We start from the raw sequence: 20,733 nt of genomic DNA, 5'->3' as shown, positions 1-20,733 counted from the left end.
AACATCTCTTTAAATTAATCCTGCGTTCATTTTCACCCATAATAAACAGAAACAAAAGCCCGTTCAGTTTCGCTCGCACCTAAACTGTAATCTTTGTTGGACAACACTCTGTACACAGAGGGTATAAGCTTGTTTTGCAACCAAATTAGATTAACAATGGCGTTATAATGTCATGCTCAAAGAATAGGCAAGGAAAGCAATGAGAAAAATGATTTTGATGTTGGGGGCTCTGGCCTTAATCGGCCTTAGCATCTATTTGCTCATGCCCTCGCAGGAGCAGCCACACATTGCCGAGGGAGCGACCCCCTCCGGCACTCAACGCCCAGAGCAACAAAGCGTCTCCACCGCCGCACAGACACCCACAAAGCGTTACCAGCCCGAGCCCTTTCCCGAGCACACCCTTGATAGCGAGCTGTGTGAGAACGTAAAGGATCTCTTTAATCAGCACCATTACCAGAACCGTCAGCAACTGGAACTCTTGGCCGCCCGCGCCTTAAAGCAGGGCCATAGCCTGGACGATATTGGCCTGGCACTGTGGGCCGCCGGCATGGATGAAAGAGCCCTCGACCACTGGCACAACAGGACCGCCTCCTTTGAGGCGACTCTAAAGATGCGGTCGGTGCTCAAGGGTTATATTCAAAAAAATATCCCAGCCAATGCACAAACAGAGGTTGAAACAGCCCAAGCTCAGACCATGGCGTCTTTTGTCGAGAGTCTCGACGAGCTGCCGATGCAAATGCAACAAGAGCAATACTTGCCTTCTAGCTTTCCCATAGAATATCTGTATAGGCATACCCTGGAGCAAAAAGACTTTGAAGCGCTAATCGTCAATAATGCGCCAGCCCATGAGCTGGTACAAAAAATCAAAGATATGGTTTATGACGTGGATAGCGCCTTGGTGAACGACCCACACCTCACTCCCCTTAAGCTTTCTTTTACCACCCTACTGATGATGGGAAAAACCGAAGCGGCGGCCATGCTTACCGAGCAATACCCCCTGGCCTTTCGCAATGACTCCCTGTTTATCAGTGACATGCAGCACGCGGTACTAGAGCATATTGAAGCCTTTGGCAGCACATTTACCGATGCTCATGCCCTGTCCCGGTTGATTGAGGGCACGCAACTAGGTAGCAAACACTACTATTACCATAGCCGAGGGCAGCAAGGCCTAAATCGCACCCCGGCCGTCTTAAGCCAATTGGGTATCAATATTGATATATCTCCTTTAAGCGATTTACCACGGGATGCCGGGAGCACACCACTGAAATTCGATGCGGGCGCCGCCTTGGACGAGCAGCAACAGGCACAATTAGAGGCCTGCTCGGCGCGCAATAAATGGTTTAAGGAGCGGGAAAAACCCGTCGAGCAATGGCAAGCCTTTGCCGAATCAGCCTTTGTTGAAAAGGTGATCCAGTCGCCCGAGTATGAATACTGCCAACGCCATAATGATGCGGATATCAAGCTGTTTATCAATGACACCGCGGCCTTGCTGGTTAGCCTGACGCAGAAAAAGCCTTTGGCCGAGCTGATCAGCCTGGAGCTGGATAACCTCAATTTACCGCCCCTGTCCGAGCAACAAAAAACGGCAATGAGCCTGTTTATCTCCTCGGTCGCGGTGCGTGACAACAAGCTTACAGAGCAGGAAATAGTAAACAAACTCAGTAACGTCGGGCTGGCACCCGATATTGAGGCTGACCAAGTAATGGCGCAGTTTGCCGGCAATAAAGAGCTGACCCTGTGGTTAAAAACCTTCTCCCATATCCCCCAGAAAACGGCCTTTGAGCTAGCCAACGCGGTCGCCGCCAAAGGCCACATAGCGCAATATAAATTGCTCGAGCCTTACTTAGACGCAACTAATGGGGAGCGCTTGGACCCGCTGTATTTTGTGCTCAAAAACTATCGTTTAGAGCGCTATCTGCCGCCCGAGTCAAAGACCGAGAGGCCAATCAGTTACCGCCGCTTTTTAGAGTACCTGAGGGATAATGGCGCCGAGATACAGCCCCACCACCTGCGTCTGATGATGAAACACAGATTTGAGCAGCCCGAGATGTACCAGCACCTGGTCAACCAACTGCCAGGGCTGGCGGTAAGCGATAATAATGACTATTTCGCCGTCAGCTGCCAAGAGTAATAAACATTAAAAAAGCCGCCCAAACGCGGGCGGCTTTTATTTCTTGAGACAGAACACTTACTTCAGCATGTAAGCACGCATTGTTAATTGCTCTGCTGTGCTGGTGCCATAGTTAGCCATTTCCACACGCAGGTGTACAAATTCACCCGCTGGAGCGTCGTTTGGTACAATCGCAACCCACTCGCCATCTAGCTGTGTGATCTCCGCATCTACCCAGCTCTCAGGGGAGAATTTCGCCGTCACCGGGCAGTATATAAAGGCTGGAATATCGCTCATACCACACTCCTGGCCATAACCATATTGCAGTTTCACGTCCGCCAGTGATACCTCACCTTCGCCATCCAAAATCGCGGAAAGCTTAATATGGGCCGGCTCTCCCGCAGGCATGGCATTGTTGATGTCTACAGGCACATCGACAACAGGCATAAGGATAGGCTGAATACCTTGCATTGTGTCGTCAGTGGTGAAGCTATATTTACCTTCATAAAGCGACCCTAATGCGTCATTCACGGGGGAACGCTCGCCTACACCGCGGGCGTAAGAGCGCATTGACAAGCTCACTTGGTTACTGCCGTGCTCAAGTGTCAAGGTGCCCTGGTAAGGCGATGTACTCTGACCATTTACCATTAAGCCATAGGCTGAACGGCCATCGTAGCCAAAAATACCATCGTGCCCCGCAGCGTCACCGAATGCAGCCATGTTAAAAGACAAGACATTGGTGTCTCTGCTGATAATTGGAATACCGCTGGTACCTAAGCTACCCATACGAGGGCCTTTAAGCCAAGTCGTTGTTTCCTCACCCGGCGTCATAATACGTGCACCATCGAAATACGCCCCTGCGCTACGCATTTGGTAATTCGGCATAACGATGTTTGTCCACGCATTTTTAGTAGTCGCACTGAAGTACTCATCACGCTCAACAGGCAACATGATCAGCTGTGAACTACCCGTTGAGTAGAACTCGCCGGTGCTGTTGGTCATCGCCATCACGTCAGTCCAAGCCGGACGATCATCACCTTGCGAGTGATATTGACTCTCGATTTTACGCATCTTGTGCTCTTGCAACACAATTTGCCCTGCGTCGATGCGACCGTCAGTAATGTGGTTGATAGAGTAGGCATAGGGTGAACGCTCTGCAGCAATACCCGACCAGCTTACGGTGTTACGACCTGCTGCAATTTCTGCGGCAAGCTGTTCACCCTCGGCAGTACTGATGCCAATCACAGGCACTTTTGGCGTACCCGTGATACTCCCTTTGTAACGACCATCGCGACCCGGGCGGTAGAAAATAACGCCCATTGCACCGTGCTTCATGGCGTTACCCACCATATAACTGGTTAGGTAGTTAGGGTTGGCAATAAGGGCTATTTTACCTTCCAGGTCGAATTGGCTCCAATCGGTGCTGTAGCCTGCATCACCTACTGGCACTACTTCCGCTGAACCTTCACCATGAAACGACAGCGCTAAACCTTGTTTGATGTAATCAAACTCGGTGCCGTTTTCCATCATTACCTTGGTTTCAGGTGCCACGGCACGTGTGGTAATGAAAGAGCGGAAACGGTCGTCATGGCCTTGTGACCATGCGTACATGTCGTTTACATAGTCTGGCGCCAGCTCCATCGCCGCAAGCTTAGCTTGTTTGTTGTCATCCAGCGCGTAGGTAAAGCCAAATGAGTAACCTTGAGGGTCAAGTGGCTGCTCCGCTTTGAAGGTCACAGGCTGCGCGTTACGGGCATCAAAGTTTAATACCGTTGCGCTTTCAATCTTGCGATCCAAAATCGCCATCTGTGCCGCAGACTCAACTAAACCCGAGCTCGAGTTTGCGTTATCAAAGGTCATGATGTTGGCGATAATGCTGTAGTTGCCGGTGGGTACCTTTACCTCGGCTTTACCGCCATTTAGACGCAATAAGCTGCCCCAATCGTCCTCTTCGTTAATTAAATACACTTTCGAAGGAAACGACGCACGGTTGCCCCAGCGATCGGTCAAATTAACCGTCAGTGACACTTGTGGCTGATCAACCCAGAAAGAAACAGGCACCGTGATTTGCTCGTCTTCACCGCCAACAGCTGTACCCATGATCTTACCTGTGATAGCACCGTATGCACCGTCGCGCATTGCCACTGATGGGTCAATCCACACTGGCACATCAACCTGGCCATTCGCTGGCACTGTGACGGATTTAACGCCCAGACCAGCAACCGTTGCCGGAAGCTGCGTTTTACCATCTTCACCGATCAGATCTAAATTAAGCTTGAATGTAATTTCTTCACTTGTGGTGTTTTCAAACGTCACGCTACTTTCGGTGTACGCATCATTCTGGCCATATCCGAAATAACCCAACTCACGGTTAGGCTGTGCGATCACCGCCTGCTTAATCGCACGATTGATGTCCATTGCACCTGCACCCTGCTCTAGTACGTGCGCATCTGATGTGAATGCCGATGATGTGAGTACTTTTTTCACATCTCTAGGCGATAAATCAGCACGTGCTTGCATCACCATAGCCGCACCGCCGGCTACATGCGGTGCTGACATCGAGGTGCCTGAAAGCGCTCGATAGGCCGTCGCACCTTGACCACCCGAAGCGGCGGCGACTACCGCCACACCTTGTGAGGCAATATCAGGTTTCGCTGAATGGCCATCCGGAGATGGGCCGCGCGAAGAGAAAGAAGCAGTGTTGCCATCGCGATCGAGTGCACCGACAGTCAGTGCGCTTGGTGCACAGCCCGGAGACCCCACTGTTTCACGAGTAAAACTATTACCCGCAGAAATTACGAATAAGGCGCGATCGCTCAGTGCTTCAACCATATCAACAAGCGGACCATCACATGAGGTAGCCGAGCCACCCAATGACATATTGACGATATCCGCATTTTCCGACATGACCGCCCATTGCATACCACTGAGGATAGAGTACATAGAGCCACCACCTGTGTTGCCCAGTACTTTACCAATTACCAGATCCGCCCCTGGCGCTACACCTACCCACTTGCCATTCGATTCAGCGCCAGAGCCTGCAACCGTAGATGCTGTGTGTGTGCCATGACCATTGGTGTCATCCACACCATTTGCCGAATAGGTAAAGTCTCGAGATGCGATGACCCGCCCCTGAAGGTCAGAATGCTCAATGTCGTAACCCGTATCGAGTACGGCAACCGTCACACCCGCACCCGAATAATGACGCGCAACATCGCCATATGCGCCAGTTAAAGGCACCGTAGGGGTCAATGTTTCTGATTCGCTCACTTTATGGGCGAACACGGCCGCATCAAGCCAGACAGCATCCACATCGCCTTGCGCGACAAGTGCTGAAAACACTTCCGCCGCTTTGCTCTTGTCAATGCTCAAGGCTGCACTGTCGATTAGTTCTATTTCGCCCGTTAGCGATGTACCCGCTAACTGCTTAGGCGTTGCCGCCCCCGCTAGAGTGCCATCGTGATATTCAACGATAACAGGCAACTGGTGGGTGACTTCATCCGCATAACCAGACGCGTACAGCTTATTAATGTTAAATAGTTCTAAATCTATCGCACCCGAGTCTACCCACTCTTGTGCTTGGCTTGGCATTACATACGTATTGCCGCCGCGCTTGAAAATGCTGGTGATTACTTCATTGCCGTCTTTACCCAGCATGCGAATACCGCCAAGCTCACCTTGCTTATTCACTACGGCTGACACTTTATCGCCAGTAATGAGTGTAAAAGTAAGTGCCTGCGCACTTGTGTTGCCAGCCAACTCATCACCTTGTGCCAGCACCGGCTGAGCCAAACCTAAACTCAACATAGCAAGGTAGGTCGCTTTTAAACGCCCAAACCTACGTGGTTGTTTCATCTTAGACATCCTATATATGGTTATTTTTATTGCTTACAGAGCGTGTAACCCGCTCTTAAAATAAACGTATTCATATTGTCATATGAATGCGATCAACCTTTTTAAGTTATCGGCTAGGACAAAATGCAACCATCAAATTTGTGTACCATTTTGTTCACATTTTGTATCAAAACATCACAGCCTGGCAGGCTTCAGCCGGAAGGTTTGCAAAGAGGTGGGTGCGAAAATTGCGCCGAATAGGAAGGTATTGGGAAAAGGCTGGTAAGAAATGTAAGGGACAGGGCTGACGGCAAGAACTACTGGTACACTTGCCCTAGAAGCCAACCCTTTTTAAGTCATCTCGGAACGAAAATTCGTGGTATTAGGCACAAATATAAATGAAATTGAGCCGTGTCAATTCCGCTAAAGCTGGGTGATTTTAATACGAATTTGACCGTTGTTGCCGGCCGGGATCACCTCGTTTTCCACCACCTTACGACGGCGATTAACGCTGCTTTGATGGCCTACGAGCACATACTTTTTCTCTACTACGGGCGTGTCGACCATCAAGGGTAAGTCAATCGACTCGGGCAATTGCTCGGAGTCGAGTAAGTAGGTGGCTTTGCCGATAATATCCACGTCTTCGTCATCGCCAAGGACGTCAATGACGGATTTGCCCACGGTATTGGTGATCTTACCCACATAGGCACTGCCAAAGCCGCCGGTAAAAATGCCCAGGGTCGAGCCAAGAATACTGTGCAACAACTTTTTAAATGACGCCTGCGCCTTGGAATCTTTATCGACGCTGCAGGCCTCGATAGAAAGCTGGGCCTTGCCCCGCAATGGCGTTTTAAACAAAATAGCTTTATCGAAGTCGCTGTCCCAGTCGGTCGGCAGCTCGGCGGTCGAGAGCACGGTTTTCACCGACTCTATGGCCGAAATCCCTTCCGCCGGATAGCTCAGCACAAAACGAAACAAGTTAATGTCTTCGGCACCGTCCATAGGGCCGCGTTTGTGTAACATCAGCTCGGCAATAGAGAGCTGAATGATCTTCTTTTCCATGATTTCCCTGCGTACATTAGCTAAATTATAACCGCTAAAAGCCTATATGAGCGCCGGGAAATATGCCAGCCAATTAAAAATTAAACAGGGAAAGCAATCAGTTAGGCTAATTTTAAAGACGCCTAACGCCTAGATACATGAGATAAAAATCGCGTCTAAAGCTGGCGATAAGGGTAAACAACGACTAGTCCGCTGTCGGCTGCGAATAGTCGAATGTATTTTTATTGATATCGCGTATTAGTATGCGCGGGAATTACTCTTGTGACGCCGTATTCTCTTGTTGCTCTAACTTTTCTCGCTCTGCTTTTGAGATGTAGGCTGGTTTATTGCTTTTATGCAATTTTGCATTCGCACGTTTGTCTTTGGCTTTGAGCTTGGTGAAAATTTTCTTTTTACGGTTCATTGTTTCGATGCTTGGTTTAGATATGTGATTGATGACGTCGCTCTCTATTATACCCTGCAATTGCTGTTTAGGCCGACATGTTTTAAATAACAAACTCGGACACCCACTTTAACTTAGACACCCACTTTAACTTAGACACCCACTTTAACTTAGACACCCACTTTAACTTGGACACCCACTTTAACTTGGACATCCACTTTAACTTGGACACCCACCTTAACTTGGACACCCACCTTAACTTGGACACCCACCTTAACTTGGACACCCACCTTAACTTAGACACCCACTTTAACTTGGACACCCACTTTAACTTGGACACCCACTTTAACTTGGACACCCACTTTAACTTGGACATCCACTTTAACTTGGACACCCACTTTAACTTGGACACCCACTTTAACTTGGACACCCACTTTAACCTTTACTAAAACAGCCAACAAAAAAGCGAACCACTGGGGTTCGCCTTTTTTGATTTAATTCAACGCCTTGCTAATGGGCGTTAAACTTATTCACGCTAGCCTTTGTTGAACAGGTCAGCACGGGCTTTGTGGATCTTTTTATAGCTCTCGAGTAAACGCAGGTGCTTGTCCAAGCCTTCGAGCTTCATATTGCTTGGTGTTAGGCCGTGGAAACGCACCTCACCGGTGACCAAGCCCACGGCATTTTCCATGGTCTCTTTACCAAACATGCGTGAGAAGTTATGGATAAAATCATCCAATTCCAGCTCTTCATCCAGGGTTACTTCCAGCACCGCGCTCACGGCTTGATAGAACAAGCCACGCTCAACCGTGTTGTCGTTATATTGCAAGAAGTCACCGACCAACTCCATGGCTTCTTCCAATTCACCAAGTGCTAAGTAAATCAAGATCTTAAGCTCAAGGATGGTTAACTGACCCCATACAGTGTTTTCATCAAACTCAACACCGATAAGGGTGATGATGTCGATGTAGTTATCAAGCTGGCTTTCTTCCAAACGCTCTACCAAGGCGGCCAGTGCATCGTCCGAGAGCGAGTGCAGATTCAAGATATCTTCACGGTATTGCAGTGCCTTGTTGGTGTTATCCCAAATCAGGTCTTCCACCGGGTACACTTCTGAAAAGTCCGGCACAAGAATACGACACGCACTGCCGATTTCTGTAAATTCAGCAATATATGCTTCTTTACCAAGCGCCTTTAAAATACCGAACAAGGCTTCGCTTTCTTCTTCATTAGTACCCGAGAAATCCCATTCGACAAAGTCGTAATCCGCTTTGGCGCTGAAGAAACGCCAAGAGATCACACCGCTTGAGTCGATAAAGTGCTCGACGAAGTTTTCCGGCTCAGACACCGCCATGGAGTTAAATGTTGGCTTCTGTACATCGTTCAAACCTTCAAAGCTGCGACCTTGCAGTAATTCGGTCAGGCTGCGCTCTAACGCAACTTCCAGGCTTGGGTGCGCACCGAATGAGGCAAATACGCCACCGGTTCTTGGGTTCATCAGGGTCACACACATAACCGGGAATTGACCACCCAGTGAGGCGTCTTTAATAACAATCGGGAAGCCCTGCTCTTCAAGCTTTTCGATGCCCTCAACTATGTCCGGGTACTTGGCCAGCACCTCTTGCGGTACGTCCGGCAGCACAATTTCCTGCTCAATGATCTGGCGTTTAATGGCACGCTCAAAGATCTCAGACAAACACTGCACCTTGGCCTCATTGAGGTTATTCCCCGCACTCATACCATTGCTTAGGAACAGGTTTTCAATCAGGTTTTGCGGGAAGTAAACCGTTTCGCCGTCCGAATGACGAGTGTAGGGAATTGAGCACACACCACGGTCCACACGGCCGGAGTTGGTGTCGATTAAATGCGACGCTTGCAGTTCACCGTCCGGGTTGTAAATCTCTAAGCAGTAGTCGTCTAAGATGCCTTGCGGCAGGGCATCGTCTGCACCCGCTTGAAACCATTTTTCATTGGGGTAATGGACAAAGTCGCTGTACGCGATTTCTTCACCCAGGTACTGATCGTTATAGAAGAAGTTGCAGCTTAGGCGCTCGATAAATTCACCCAGCGCAGAGCAAAGCGCACTTTCTTTAGTCGCACCCTTACCGTTAGTGAAACACGCAGGTGAAGCCGCATCACGGATATGCAAAGACCATACATGAGGAACGATATTGCGCCACGATGCCACTTCAATCTTCATACCCAACTCGGCCAGCATGGCGGTCATGTTCTGAATTGTTTGCTCTAACGGCAGGTCTTTACCCAAGATGTAGGTGCTGTGATCAAGGTCGGCCTCAACCATCAACATGGCCTGGGCATCTTTGTCGATATTATCTACAGGGTCGATTTGGAACTCGGGCCCGGTTTGCACCACGCGTTTAACCGTGCAACGCTCGATTGAGCGCAAAATACCCAGGCGGTCTTTATCAGAAATGCTCTCTGGTAACTCAACCTGAATTTTGAAGATCTGATTGTAGCGGTCTTCCGGGTCGATAATGTTGTTTTGCGAAATGCGGATACCGTCGGTCGAAATCTCTCGACTGTTGCAATACACCTTCACAAAGTAAGCTGCGCACAAAGCAGATGATGCCAGGAAGTAGTCAAACGGGCTTGGCGCCGAGCCATCACCTTTGTAGCGGATCGGCTGATCGGCTATCACGGTGAAGTCATCAAACTTGGCTTCTAGTCTGAGGTTGTCGAGAAAATTGACTTTAATTTCCATGAGTTATCGCTACCCTAAAAATCGCAATGACCGAGCTTACCAACGCTGCTGGGCAGACTAGGTGGCAATGTCGGTCAATCTAATGAATTTAATGTTCCAATTATCGTCTTTTTGCGTGCAATCGTCTTGGTTTATTTTGGAATTATATAAATCAAAACTAAAAAGAGACCTTGGATTCGATGTTAGCGAGTGGTCACTCACTAACGATAAAAGTGGGGTTACTTTTCTACCGGCTCAAAGCGTAAAGACATCAAGCCTAAATCGCGTACCAGCACGTCGCCGTCTTCAATCAGCCAGGTTTGTTCTTCATTACCCGATTTAAATACCAGGTAATCACCGGATTTGAGTTCACGCACAAAGATTTCATCAAACTCGGTGCGCTGGCCATCCGCTTCGATAAAGTTCTCGCCGATATAGATTTTTTTGGCACCGGCAAGCTCTGACAGCGCGTTAAATACCTTGTTGTCAGAAGTACTGACATAGTGCCCTTCATACCCATGGCCACCACAGCCAAGCATAAATAATGAGGTTAAAACAATGAGGGTATATTTGAAGTACTGCATATCTGTCGCTCGATTTTGTAAAACACAATGTCCCCGCTAAGGGGGCGGTTAATTTTACATCATCTCGGATGCGATACCAATACGTAAAAAAAGGGCCGCTTTTGCGGCCCTTTTAGTAACATCACAACGTCTGTTTATTTTAGATCGAAACGATCTGCTGTCATTACTTTTGTCCAAGCATCAACGAAGTCGTTAACGAACTTCTCTTTCGCATCCTGTGAAGCATATACTTCAGCAATAGCGCGTAATTCAGAGTTTGAACCAAAGATCAGGTCAACCGAAGTCGCCGTCCATTTTTTGTCGCCGCTGGTGCGGTCAAAACCTTCATACACTCCTTCTTCCTTGCTTGATTTGCTCCATTTGGTCGACATATCAAGTAAGTTAACAAAGAAGTCATTGCTCAGCGTACCCGGTTTGTTCGTTAACACACCGTGATCCGAACCTTTGTAGTTGGCATCAAGCGTACGCATACCACCTAGCAGTGCTGTCATTTCCGGAACGCTCAAACCAAGCAGGTTGGCACGTTCTACCAGCATGCCCGTTGGTGATTTCCACGCGCTGCTATAGTAGTTACGGAACGCGTCAGCCGTTGGTTCAAGTACTTCAAATGATTCAACATCTGTGTACTCAAGTGATGCATCCATACGACCCGGCTTGAATGGTACAGTGATACTGTAACCTGCATCCTTGGCACCTTTTTCGATGGCTGCTGCACCGCCAAGAACAATCATGTCAGCAAGTGAAATTTGCGTTTTACCTGCTTTTTTGTTGAATTTCTTCTGAATTTTCTCAAGTACTTTCAGTACCTTTGCTACTTCTTCAGGGTTGTTTACCGGCCAGTCTTTTTGCGGCGCTAGACGCAGGCGTGCACCGTTTGCACCACCACGCATATCGCTGTCACGGTAGCTAGACGCCGAGGCCCAAGCAACCCGCACAAGCTCAGAAACTGTCAACTTAGAATCAAGAATTTGCTCTTTCAAATCAGCGACTTGCTTATCATTCACCAGAGTGTGGTTCACTTCTGGAATGTAGTCTTGCCAAATCAATACTTCGCTTGGTACTTCACTGCCAAGGTAACGAGCACGTGGGCCCAGGTCACGGTGATTTAGCTTAAACCAGGCCTTGGCGAACGCGAGCTCGAATTTTGCAGGATCGGCACGGAAGCTCTCGGCAATCTTGCGAAACTCTGGATCTTCCTTCATCGCGATATCTGTTGTGAACATGATAGGCGCGTGACGCTTACCTTTAACGTGCGCATCGGGAACCAGGTTTTTCGCCGCCTCATCGGTAGGGATCCACTGGATTGCTCCGGCGGGGCTCGTGGTTTGTTTCCAATCAAAGTTGAAGAGGTTGTCCAGGTAGTTGGTGGTCCACTGTGTTGGTGTAACCGTCCACGCACCTTCAAAGCCACTGGTCACAGTGTCTTCAGCCAGGCCTTTGCCACATTTGTTCTGCCAACCAAAACCCTGGTCTTCAATCGGCGCTGCTGCCGGCTCTTTGCCTACACAGTCTGGCTTTTTAGCACCGTGTGCTTTACCAAATGTGTGGCCACCTGCGATTAGTGCCACAATTTCTTCGTCGTTCATTGCCATACGACCGAATGACATACGAATATCTGTAGCTGCCAATAAGGGATCCGGTTTACCGTGAGGGCCTTGTGGGTTTACATAGATTAGACCCATTTCAACCGCTGCGAGAGGACCTTTTAACTTGCCTTTTTTGTCGCGACGCTCATCGGTCAGCATCTTGCCTTCCGGGCCCCAGTACACCAGATCCGGCTCCCAGTCATCTTCACGGCCACCGGCATAACCGAAGGTTTTGAAGCCCATATCCTCTAAGGCCACGTTACCTGTTAACGCCATTAAGTCGGCCCAGGAAATGTTGCGACCATACTTCTGTTTTACCGGCCAAAGTAGGCGACGTGCTTTGTCTAAATTACCGTTATCAGGCCAGCTGTTGAGTGGGTCAAAACGTTGCTGACCACCACCCGCACCGCCGCGGCCGTCGAATACACGATATGTACCGGCTGCGTGCCATGCCATACGTATGAAGAATGGACCGTAATGACCATAGTCTGCCGGCCACCAGTCCTGCGACTCGGTCAAAACGGCACGAATATCTTCTTTAACGGCTTGCAGATCTAGGCTTTCAAAGCCCTTGGCGTAGTCAAACTCTTCACCATAAGGATGTGACTCTACCCCGTGTGCGCGTAACGGACTAAGGTCAAGCTGCTCTGGCCACCAGAATTGATTTGATTTCGGCTCAACAGAGGCGGCCTGCGCACCCAGCGTAAGTACCGAGGTAACCGCCAGTGCCGCTGCACTGATAAAAGGACGTGATTTCTTACCCATGAAACTCTCTCCCCGTTTGGAGTTAAGTGATTAACGGGATTAAATATAGTTCATGGTTTTAATCTATTGCAGCGATAAAAATAGATTGGGTTAATCGATTATTTAGATAATTGATTTATTAGGCTTGGCTACAACAATCAATGCCAAGCCCGAGTGACCGTTATTCGGCGGTGGTGGGATCAATAATGGTTTTCACTTCATGAATGGCACTGATTGGAAACTCACCCATACTGGCGTGCTGCTTGATCAGGCTTTCATTCGGGGCAATATACACACAAAAAATCTTATTGCCGGTTACATAGCTCTCCACCCACTGAATCTGCGGGCCGAGTTGCTCGAGTACATCACAGGAGCGCTGTGAAATCCCTTGCAGTTCATCGGCGGATAGCCCGCCCGCACCCTCTATTTCTCTTTCAATTACGTACTTTGGCATTACTCACCTCCGTTAAGAGTAAGAGCAATAAGTATAGTCAAGGAGCGCTGGAGTGAAGAGGCATAGCCAAAAATGACGGGGGCAGGGCTGCGGTTGGCATGATCCCCGACCGGCGAAAGCGCCAGTCGGGAAACCTAGGGCATTAAATTCCCTGACTTTTTAGGTACTCTTCATATGAACCCTGGAAGTGCACTATGCCCTCCGGGCGAATATCAATAATTTGCGTAGCCAGTGATGACACAAACTCACGGTCATGGCTGACAAAGAACAAGGTGCCTTCATAGTTTTCCAAGGCCAGGTTCAGAGCCTCGATAGATTCCATATCCAGGTGGTTGGTCGGCTCATCCAGTACCAACACGTTAGGGTTAATCAGGCTCATTTTGCCAAACAGCATGCGACCCTTTTCACCACCGGAAAGCACTTTAACCCGTTTTTTCACATCATCATTAGAAAACAACATGCGTCCTAGGGCACCGCGCACCACCTGATCATCACCCGTGGTCCACTGTTTCATCCAGTCGAACAGGTTATCGTCTTCAACGAAGTCGGCGGCATGATCCTGGGCGATGTAACCAATTTTCGCTTGTTCGGCCCATTTTACCGAGCCCTGATCGGCCCCGATTTCACCTAATAAACAGCGTAACAAGGTGGTCTTACCGGCGCCGTTTTGGCCGATAATGGCAACGCGCTGGCCGGCCTCAACCTGTAAATCAAAGTTGCTGAACAAGGGCGTTTCAAACGCTTTTGACAAACCTTCGATGGTAATAGCCTGACGGTGCAGCTTCTTATCTTGCTCAAAGCGAATATAGGGGCTGACGCGGCTTGATGGCTTTACTTCTTCAAGCTGAATTTTATCGATTTGCTTGGCACGTGAGGTGGCCTGCTTGGCCTTAGAAGCGTTGGCAGAGAAGCGGCTAACAAAGCTTTGTAGCTCGGCAATCTGTGCCTTCTTCTTGGCGTTTTCGTTGAGCATTTTCTCACGAGCCTGAGTGGCTGCTGTCATGTACTCGTCGTAGTTACCCGGGAATAGGCGCACTTCACCATAATCCAAATCGGCCATATGGGTACACACGGTATTTAAGAAGTGACGGTCGTGAGAGATGATCACCATGGTCGACTTGCGCTCAACCAGCACCTGCTCTAACCAGCGAATGGTGTTGATATCCAGGTTGTTGGTCGGTTCGTCAAGTAGCAGTACATCCGGATCGGAGAACAGGGCTTGCGCCAGTAATACTCGCAGCTTCCAGCCCGGTGCTACTTCGCTCATGGGGCCAAAGTGCTGCTCAATGGGAATTTCCAAGCCCAGCAAAAGTTCGCCGGCGCGGCTTTCTGCGGTGTAACCGTCCATTTCCGCAAAGCGCACTTCCAGATCGGCCACTTCCATGCCTTCTTCTTCACTCATCTCGGCCTGGCTGTAAATGAAGTCGCGTCGCTCTTTCACCGCCCACAGCTCGGTATTACCCATTAATACCGTGTCCATCACAGAATATTCTTCGAAGGCAAACTGATCCTGACGCAACTTACCCAGACGCACGCTCTCACCTAGCATCACGTTTCCAGCCGAGGGCTCAAGGTCGCCGCCCAGAATTTTCATAAAGGTCGATTTACCGCAGCCGTTGGCACCGATCAGGCCATAACGGTTGCCATTGTTGAACTTAACGGAAACGTTTTCAAAAAGAGGCTTAGCGCCAAACTGCATGGCGATATTTGCTGTTGCGATCAAGGGAAGTGATATCCATGTTTGCTCAAAAAAAGGACGCGCAGTGTAACGGAATATGCCTCTTTTAGAAACCACATTAAGGCAACTCTTAACAAAAGCCTGCTGTTTACCCAAGTAGTGGCAGTTCAGTAGCAGCCCAATGCACTCATAATTACCGATAACAAAGGTGCTCATCTTGCGCTTTTTATAGGCACAAAATACATGCAATCAAGTAATTAAGTGTGTAAGGTAGAAAAGTCTATACTTGAAAATAACAAAAAATGAGGCATCTATTATGAATGGTAAAATTATCGGTATTATTCTTATTGTGATCGGCGTGGCCTTGGTGGCCTGGGGTTACAACGTGTATGACGCGGTAGAAGCGCAGCTAACCCGCTCGCTTAACGGCGAAACACCCATTGAAGCCTGGCTGGGCATGGTCGGCGGTGCCATCTGTGTCGCCGTGGGTGTGTTTAAGCTGAAGTAAACGCAAAGCGAGTCATTGGTTCGCCAATGGCTCGTCATTTAAGCTGGCAAGGAACAAACTCTAAGAGTATCAAGCACACGGTCACTCACCTACTTCCCCTCACTCCAAAATGCTCTTATCAGCCAAACAGCGATAGCATCAGACACACTTAAATTCAGTCACAGCTTTTTTAGAAGTCGGCACAACCAGATTATGCCAAGAGCAAACCCTATTACAATTACAGGGAACTGGAGCCAACCAGGCATGACCCTTGTAATGTCCGCAGCGAAGAGTTTTAGCGTGGTAAAGGCGATGACAATGAGTAGAACTTCAATAATTTCCATCTTACTTTCAATAAGTAACAGAAAACCATAAAGACTCCCAAGCCATTTCATTAAGAATAAAATTGACAATTTTCACTCGTTATTTCTTCCTGACAAACTCCACCCTAAGTAGAGTCCAAGAGTCACAAAAGAAAGAAATATAACCAGACCAAAATCATGGCGGTATATGAAACTATGTATTGTCTCTGAAATTAGAGTTAGCAGTGAAAGCTTAGCGGCTATAGGTGTGGGAGAATAGTCAAACTCTATCCCAAAAATATAGATGGTTGCTCCGGAGCGCTTAGCTAAGCTATGTGAAACAGCGGAGCCTGCTGCAAGTGCGGAAATCAGCACGATAGTTGAAAAAACATCTGGTCTAGCTTCGAAAAACTCCGCTCTCATACCTGAGTTGATAGACGCGGATACGTTGTACACCAAGATATATAAAGCAATAAGTAAGTGCTTAACCTTCCTTAGTTTTAACATTTCACTTAACAGCCTCTGATTATTTAAATAAAAATAAATTATCTCAGACCCGCATTCCCTATTAGCAACAACACAGATACGAACTTATTTGAACCGCCCTAAACGCAGTCACAAACAAGTAAAACTTAGTTATGCCTCCCACAAAAAGCAAACCTGCACCATAAATGGCCAGCCCAGGGCTTTTGAACTTACACTAACTAAGACACCCACTTTAACTAAGGGGGAGTAAGGGGCTGGGTCTGAGCCTAGTTGCTGACCTTTACTCCGGCACAAATTCACGCTCTGGCCTGAGCGCCTATTTAACAAATAGCTTGTAAAACAGTCGGTGAATGCTGCGGCCATAAGGTGGGTATAGCAGCCTACCGCCATTGAACTTGCCCAGAATGTGTACCGCCTTGGCCTTGGAAAAGGTCTGAAAGCCCTCAAAACCATGATAATGACCCATACCCGACTCGCCTATGCCGCCAAAAGGTAAATCCACCTGAGCCAAATGGGTCATGGTGTTGTTGATACAGACTCCGCCGGAGTGGGTCTCATGAATAACCCGCGCGTGTTCATTCTTATCCAAGCTGAATAAATACAGCGCCAAGGGTCGCGGACGCGCGTTGATATAGTCCACTGCCTGATGCAAGGACTCATAGCTGACAATGGGCAGCAAGGGACCAAAAATCTCTTCGGTCATCACCCGGGTATCCTGCCCGGCGTTGTCAATCAGCACCGGCGGCATTTTCCTGCTGCCGTTAAAGTCCTCCTTGGCTGGGTTAATGGTGGTGCAGCTCGCCCCCGCAGCTTTGGCCTCTTCCAGCAGTGCCTGCAATCTTTGGTATTGGCCGTCATTGATAATGGCGGTGTAATCCGGATTGTCTTTAATGCTGGGGTACATGCGAGCAAAGGCGTTTTGATAAGCGGCGATAAAAGCCTGCTTTTTATGCTCGGGGCAAAGAATATAATCCGGTGCCACGCAGGTCTGGCCGGCGTTCAGGGATTTACCAAAACAAATGCGCTCGGCGGCCATATCCAGGTCGATGGTATCGCCGATAATCACCGGGGATTTACCGCCGAGTTCCAGCGTCACCGGAGTCAGGTTGGCCGCCGCGGCGCGCATCACCAACCTGCCCACGGCGGTTGAGCCGGTAAAAAACAAATGATTAAAGGGCAATTGCGAGAACGCCGTAGACACATCGGCAACGCCGGTAGTCACCGCCACCTGCTCCTCGCTAAAGACCTCGGCCAGCAATGCCGCTAAGCAATGGTTAAAGTAAGGTGTATGCTCTGAAAGCTTAAGCATCACGCGATTTCCCGCGGCGATGGCGGTAATTAACGGGCTTAAACTTAAATATAGAGGGTAATTCCACGGCACCATAATGCCCACCACCCCAAGGGGTTGATACACCACCTTGTTGCTTGCCGGCTGGAAAATCAATGCGGTTGAACGAGCCGAAGGTTTACACCAGCGAGCAAGGTGTTTAATGGTGGAGTCGATAGCCTCAACCAGGGTCAGCACCTCGCACAGGCGGGTTTCATCTTCGCTGCGATGACCAAAGTCTTTGCTAATGGCCGCAACCAGCTCATCCTGCCTGGCCTGCATGGCTTTTTTGAGCGCCTGTAACTGAGCTTTTCGCTCGTCTACAGCCGGGTATTTATTGTTGTTAAAGGCCCTCAACTGCGCTTCAAACAGGGGTTGAAGCTGAGCAACCTGAGTGTGCTGGTGCAGACGATTGTTTTCACTATTCATAAAGGCTCACGCATGGATTGACTAGTCGCTTGCTTTACCTGGCTTTTAAGGTAAAGGCTTTAACTAATTCTTGGGTGTCGTACCCCTTGTTATACATCAAGTGATTGAAAATAACGATCAGGCCTTTGTTTTTAAGGTTTAATTGTACTGCGGCATTGTAAACCTATGCGCCAGAAGCGTGATTTGTGCTACATTTGCCGCGTTTTCCACCCTATTGAGGCGGCTATCGCCATGCTTGCGATTATTCTTGTATTTTTAAGCGCATTTTTACTTTTCCAAGTCCAGCCTATCATGGCCAAAATGTTACTCCCCAGCTTTGGCGGCGGCACTCAGGTTTGGACGGCGTGCTTGTTGTTTTTCCAAACATTTTTGCTCGCAAGCTATGGTTATGCGCACCTTATCTCGAGCCGCTTGGCGCTGAAAAAGCAGTTTTTCGTCCATGGTGCCGTTTTACTAGCCGGAGCCATTGCCCTGCCCATAGGCACGCAAGCGCTCGGCGCCCCCAGCGACGCCCCCGCCTTGGGCGTGTTAGCCCAGTTGGCGATGGCCGTGGGTTTGCCTTATTTTGCCCTGGCTGCCACGGCGCCCTTGATGCAAAGCTGGCAGGCCAAGGTGGATAATGAGCATGCCTACAAGCTGTATAGCTATTCCAATATCGGCTCCTTTTTGGCCCTGCTCTCGTATCCATTCGCGGTGGAGCCCTGGCTCGGCCTCGGCAATCAATCCTGGTTGTGGAGCGGTTTATTTGTGGCCTTTGCCGCCACCTTCTATGCCTATATGGCGCGCTTTTATAACCAGGCCAAACGCCTAGGCAGCACAGAGCAGAGCGCCTTTCGTGGCGGTGTTCACGGTAAATGGCTGTTGTGGTTGCTGCTTAGCGGCTGCGGCGTAATGGTGCTCACAGCTAGCACCAATGCCATGACCCAAAACGTGGCGCCTGTGCCCTTCTTATGGTTGTTGCCGCTGGCACTGTATCTGCTGACCTTTGTACTGTGCTTCCACTCGCCCAAAGCCTATCATCGTATTTTCTGGCTGGCGGCGCTGGGGGTCTGTGCCTTTATCTCCTGCTTCTTGTTCTTTATCGGCAGCCAGTTCGATATTGTCAGCCAGGTTATTCTCTATTCCTTGGTGCTGTTTGCCGCCTGTATGATCTGTCATGGCGAACTGGTGCATGCCAAACCCAGCACCGAATACCTGACCCAGTTTTATCTGGTGATGGCCCTAGGTGGCGCGCTGGGCACGGCGCTTATCACTTTTGTCGCACCGCAGGTATTTACCCTGTATTACGAATACCCCTTAGCCATAGGCGCCGCCTTGGTATTGTTTGCCTGGGGAGTTGTCAGTGATAAAGGCATACGCAGAGCTCCCCTGCTAGGTGGCAGCGCACTGGGCACTGTGGCTCTGGCGGGACTCTTGTTCTTTTGGCTCGATGGCCAGTTTAAAAGTAACGACATTGAACGCCTGCGTAACTTCTATGGCCTACTAACCGTTACCGAAGTAAACATTGAAGGGCGCACCGAGCGTCGCTTGATCGACGGCACCACCACCCATGGCGTGGAAGTACTAAAAGGTGAAGGCAAAGGCGAGCCACAAAGCTATTATCGCACGCAAACCCTGGTGGGGCAGTTACTGCAAGACCTACCTAATGGCTCAGATGTTGGCTTTATTGGCCTGGGTGCTGGCACCTTGGCGGCCTATGGCAAGCCCGACGATCATTACCGTTTTTACGAGCTCAACCCCAATGTGCTGGCCACGGCCAAGGCACAATTTAGCTACCTTGATAACTCCCAAGCCAAGCTGGATTATGTGCTCGGAGATGGCCGCATCACGTTAAGCGCACAACAAGCGCAGGGGCAGAAACAGGTGTTTGATGCCCTGGTGCTCGATGCCTTTAGCGGCGATGCCATTCCCATGCATTTGCTGACTCAAGAAGCCATGGCCTTATACTTAACCCAGCTTAAAGAAGACGGCATTCTGGCGGTGCATATCTCCAATACCCATTTGGATCTCACCCCCCTGATGCGAGGCTTGGCGCAACAATTCGATTTAACCATCCTCTATGGCGAGGCCAAGGCCGAACAAAGCCATGGTCATGATGTACGCTGGGTGCTGTTAAGCCGAGACAAAGCCCAACTCGAGCTCTACCGAGCCAGCGAATCACCCTGGCCCAGCAGTACAGCCCCCTTTGTATGGCGCGACGACTACAGCAACCTGCTGCAGGCTATGAAGTTTATGGGTGAGTAAGGCAATACTCACTCCCAAGAACAATGCACTTGTTGAAGTAGCTTAAAGTTAATGCATCGGGCTAACAGGCATGGCGCTTTACCCTGTTAAGGCGCCATTTCTTTCAAAAGGGGTTACAGCCCCCCCTTAAACTGGTCTTACCACAACAACCTGAAACGCCACTTTTTGAATCTTTTTCAACCTAAATTCCTGCTCAACAAGGTCGCCTACCAAGCTTCAATATCCCGAAAAGCACAATATTAGTAGTTGATTTTTAAGGCTAAAAGCAATTCAAAAAACAAAATCACACACCTTGATTACAAAATAAAACACTTTAAAATCAA

12 protein-coding genes are annotated in these 20,733 nt (G+C 49.2%); 3 read left to right on the top strand and 9 right to left on the bottom strand.

The window, feature by feature from the left end; all coding sequences use genetic code 11:
• The first annotated feature begins 199 nt into the window (after nt 1-199).
• Complete coding sequence (locus C2M35_RS11770; RefSeq protein ID WP_158677974.1) at nt 200-2,131, top strand: hypothetical protein; 1,932 nt, start codon at nt 200-202, stop codon at nt 2,129-2,131.
• Nucleotides 2,132-2,188: 57 nt separating this feature from the next.
• Here the strand turns inward: C2M35_RS11770 and C2M35_RS11765 are convergent, their stop codons facing one another.
• The 8 genes from C2M35_RS11765 to C2M35_RS11725 form a co-directional block, all read right to left on the bottom strand.
• Nucleotides 2,189-5,965 carry a S8 family serine peptidase gene (locus C2M35_RS11765; protein WP_105265425.1) on the bottom strand — a complete coding sequence of 1,259 codons (3,777 nt, stop codon included), beginning with the start codon at nt 5,963-5,965 and terminating at the stop codon, nt 2,189-2,191.
• 402 nt (nt 5,966-6,367) lie between these two features.
• On the bottom strand, nt 6,368-7,006 hold the full coding sequence (locus tag C2M35_RS11760; RefSeq protein WP_105265424.1) for a hypothetical protein: 639 nt from the start codon (nt 7,004-7,006) through the stop codon (nt 6,368-6,370).
• 253 nt (nt 7,007-7,259) lie between these two features.
• Nucleotides 7,260-7,409, bottom strand: coding sequence for a DUF2986 domain-containing protein (locus C2M35_RS11755; RefSeq protein WP_105201276.1), 150 nt, complete (start codon nt 7,407-7,409; stop codon nt 7,260-7,262).
• A 514-nt stretch (nt 7,410-7,923) separates the two neighbouring features.
• A complete protein-coding gene (locus tag C2M35_RS11745; protein ID WP_105265422.1) occupies nt 7,924-10,110 on the bottom strand; it encodes an OsmC domain/YcaO domain-containing protein in 2,187 nt (728 codons plus the stop codon).
• Between the two features lie 218 nt (nt 10,111-10,328).
• Nucleotides 10,329-10,673, bottom strand: a complete 345-nt coding sequence (locus C2M35_RS11740; protein ID WP_105201279.1) for a hypothetical protein — start codon at nt 10,671-10,673, stop codon at nt 10,329-10,331.
• Nucleotides 10,674-10,807: 134 nt separating this feature from the next.
• Nucleotides 10,808-13,024, bottom strand: a complete 2,217-nt coding sequence (gene katG, locus C2M35_RS11735) for a catalase/peroxidase HPI (protein WP_105201280.1) — start codon at nt 13,022-13,024, stop codon at nt 10,808-10,810.
• Between the two features lie 160 nt (nt 13,025-13,184).
• Entirely contained in the window at nt 13,185-13,457 is a 273-nt protein-coding gene (locus C2M35_RS11730) for a DUF4242 domain-containing protein (protein ID WP_105201281.1), read from the bottom strand.
• 142 nt (nt 13,458-13,599) lie between these two features.
• Nucleotides 13,600-15,180 (bottom strand): ABC-F family ATPase, encoded by a 1,581-nt coding sequence (locus C2M35_RS11725; protein ID WP_105201674.1) that lies wholly within the window; start codon nt 15,178-15,180, stop codon nt 13,600-13,602.
• Between the two features lie 271 nt (nt 15,181-15,451).
• Between C2M35_RS11725 and C2M35_RS11720 the strand changes: the two genes are divergently transcribed.
• Complete coding sequence (locus C2M35_RS11720; RefSeq protein WP_105188797.1) at nt 15,452-15,643, top strand: DUF3185 family protein; 192 nt, start codon at nt 15,452-15,454, stop codon at nt 15,641-15,643.
• 1,083 nt (nt 15,644-16,726) lie between these two features.
• Here the strand turns inward: C2M35_RS11720 and C2M35_RS11705 are convergent.
• Nucleotides 16,727-18,166 carry a coniferyl aldehyde dehydrogenase gene (locus C2M35_RS11705; RefSeq protein ID WP_105265420.1) on the bottom strand — a complete coding sequence of 480 codons (1,440 nt, stop codon included), beginning with the start codon at nt 18,164-18,166 and terminating at the stop codon, nt 16,727-16,729.
• Nucleotides 18,167-18,457: 291 nt separating this feature from the next.
• On the opposite strand from C2M35_RS11705, the gene C2M35_RS11700 reads away from it, so the two are divergent.
• Nucleotides 18,458-20,410: a fused MFS/spermidine synthase gene (locus C2M35_RS11700; protein WP_158677973.1), complete on the top strand. Its 1,953-nt coding sequence runs from the start codon at nt 18,458-18,460 to the stop codon at nt 20,408-20,410.
• The last annotated feature ends 323 nt before the right edge of the window (nt 20,411-20,733 follow it).

This window comes from Pseudoalteromonas sp. T1lg76 (assembly GCF_002964725.1).
GTDB lineage: Bacteria > Pseudomonadota > Gammaproteobacteria > Enterobacterales > Alteromonadaceae > Pseudoalteromonas.
This window is presented reverse-complemented; position numbering and strand designations above follow the sequence as displayed.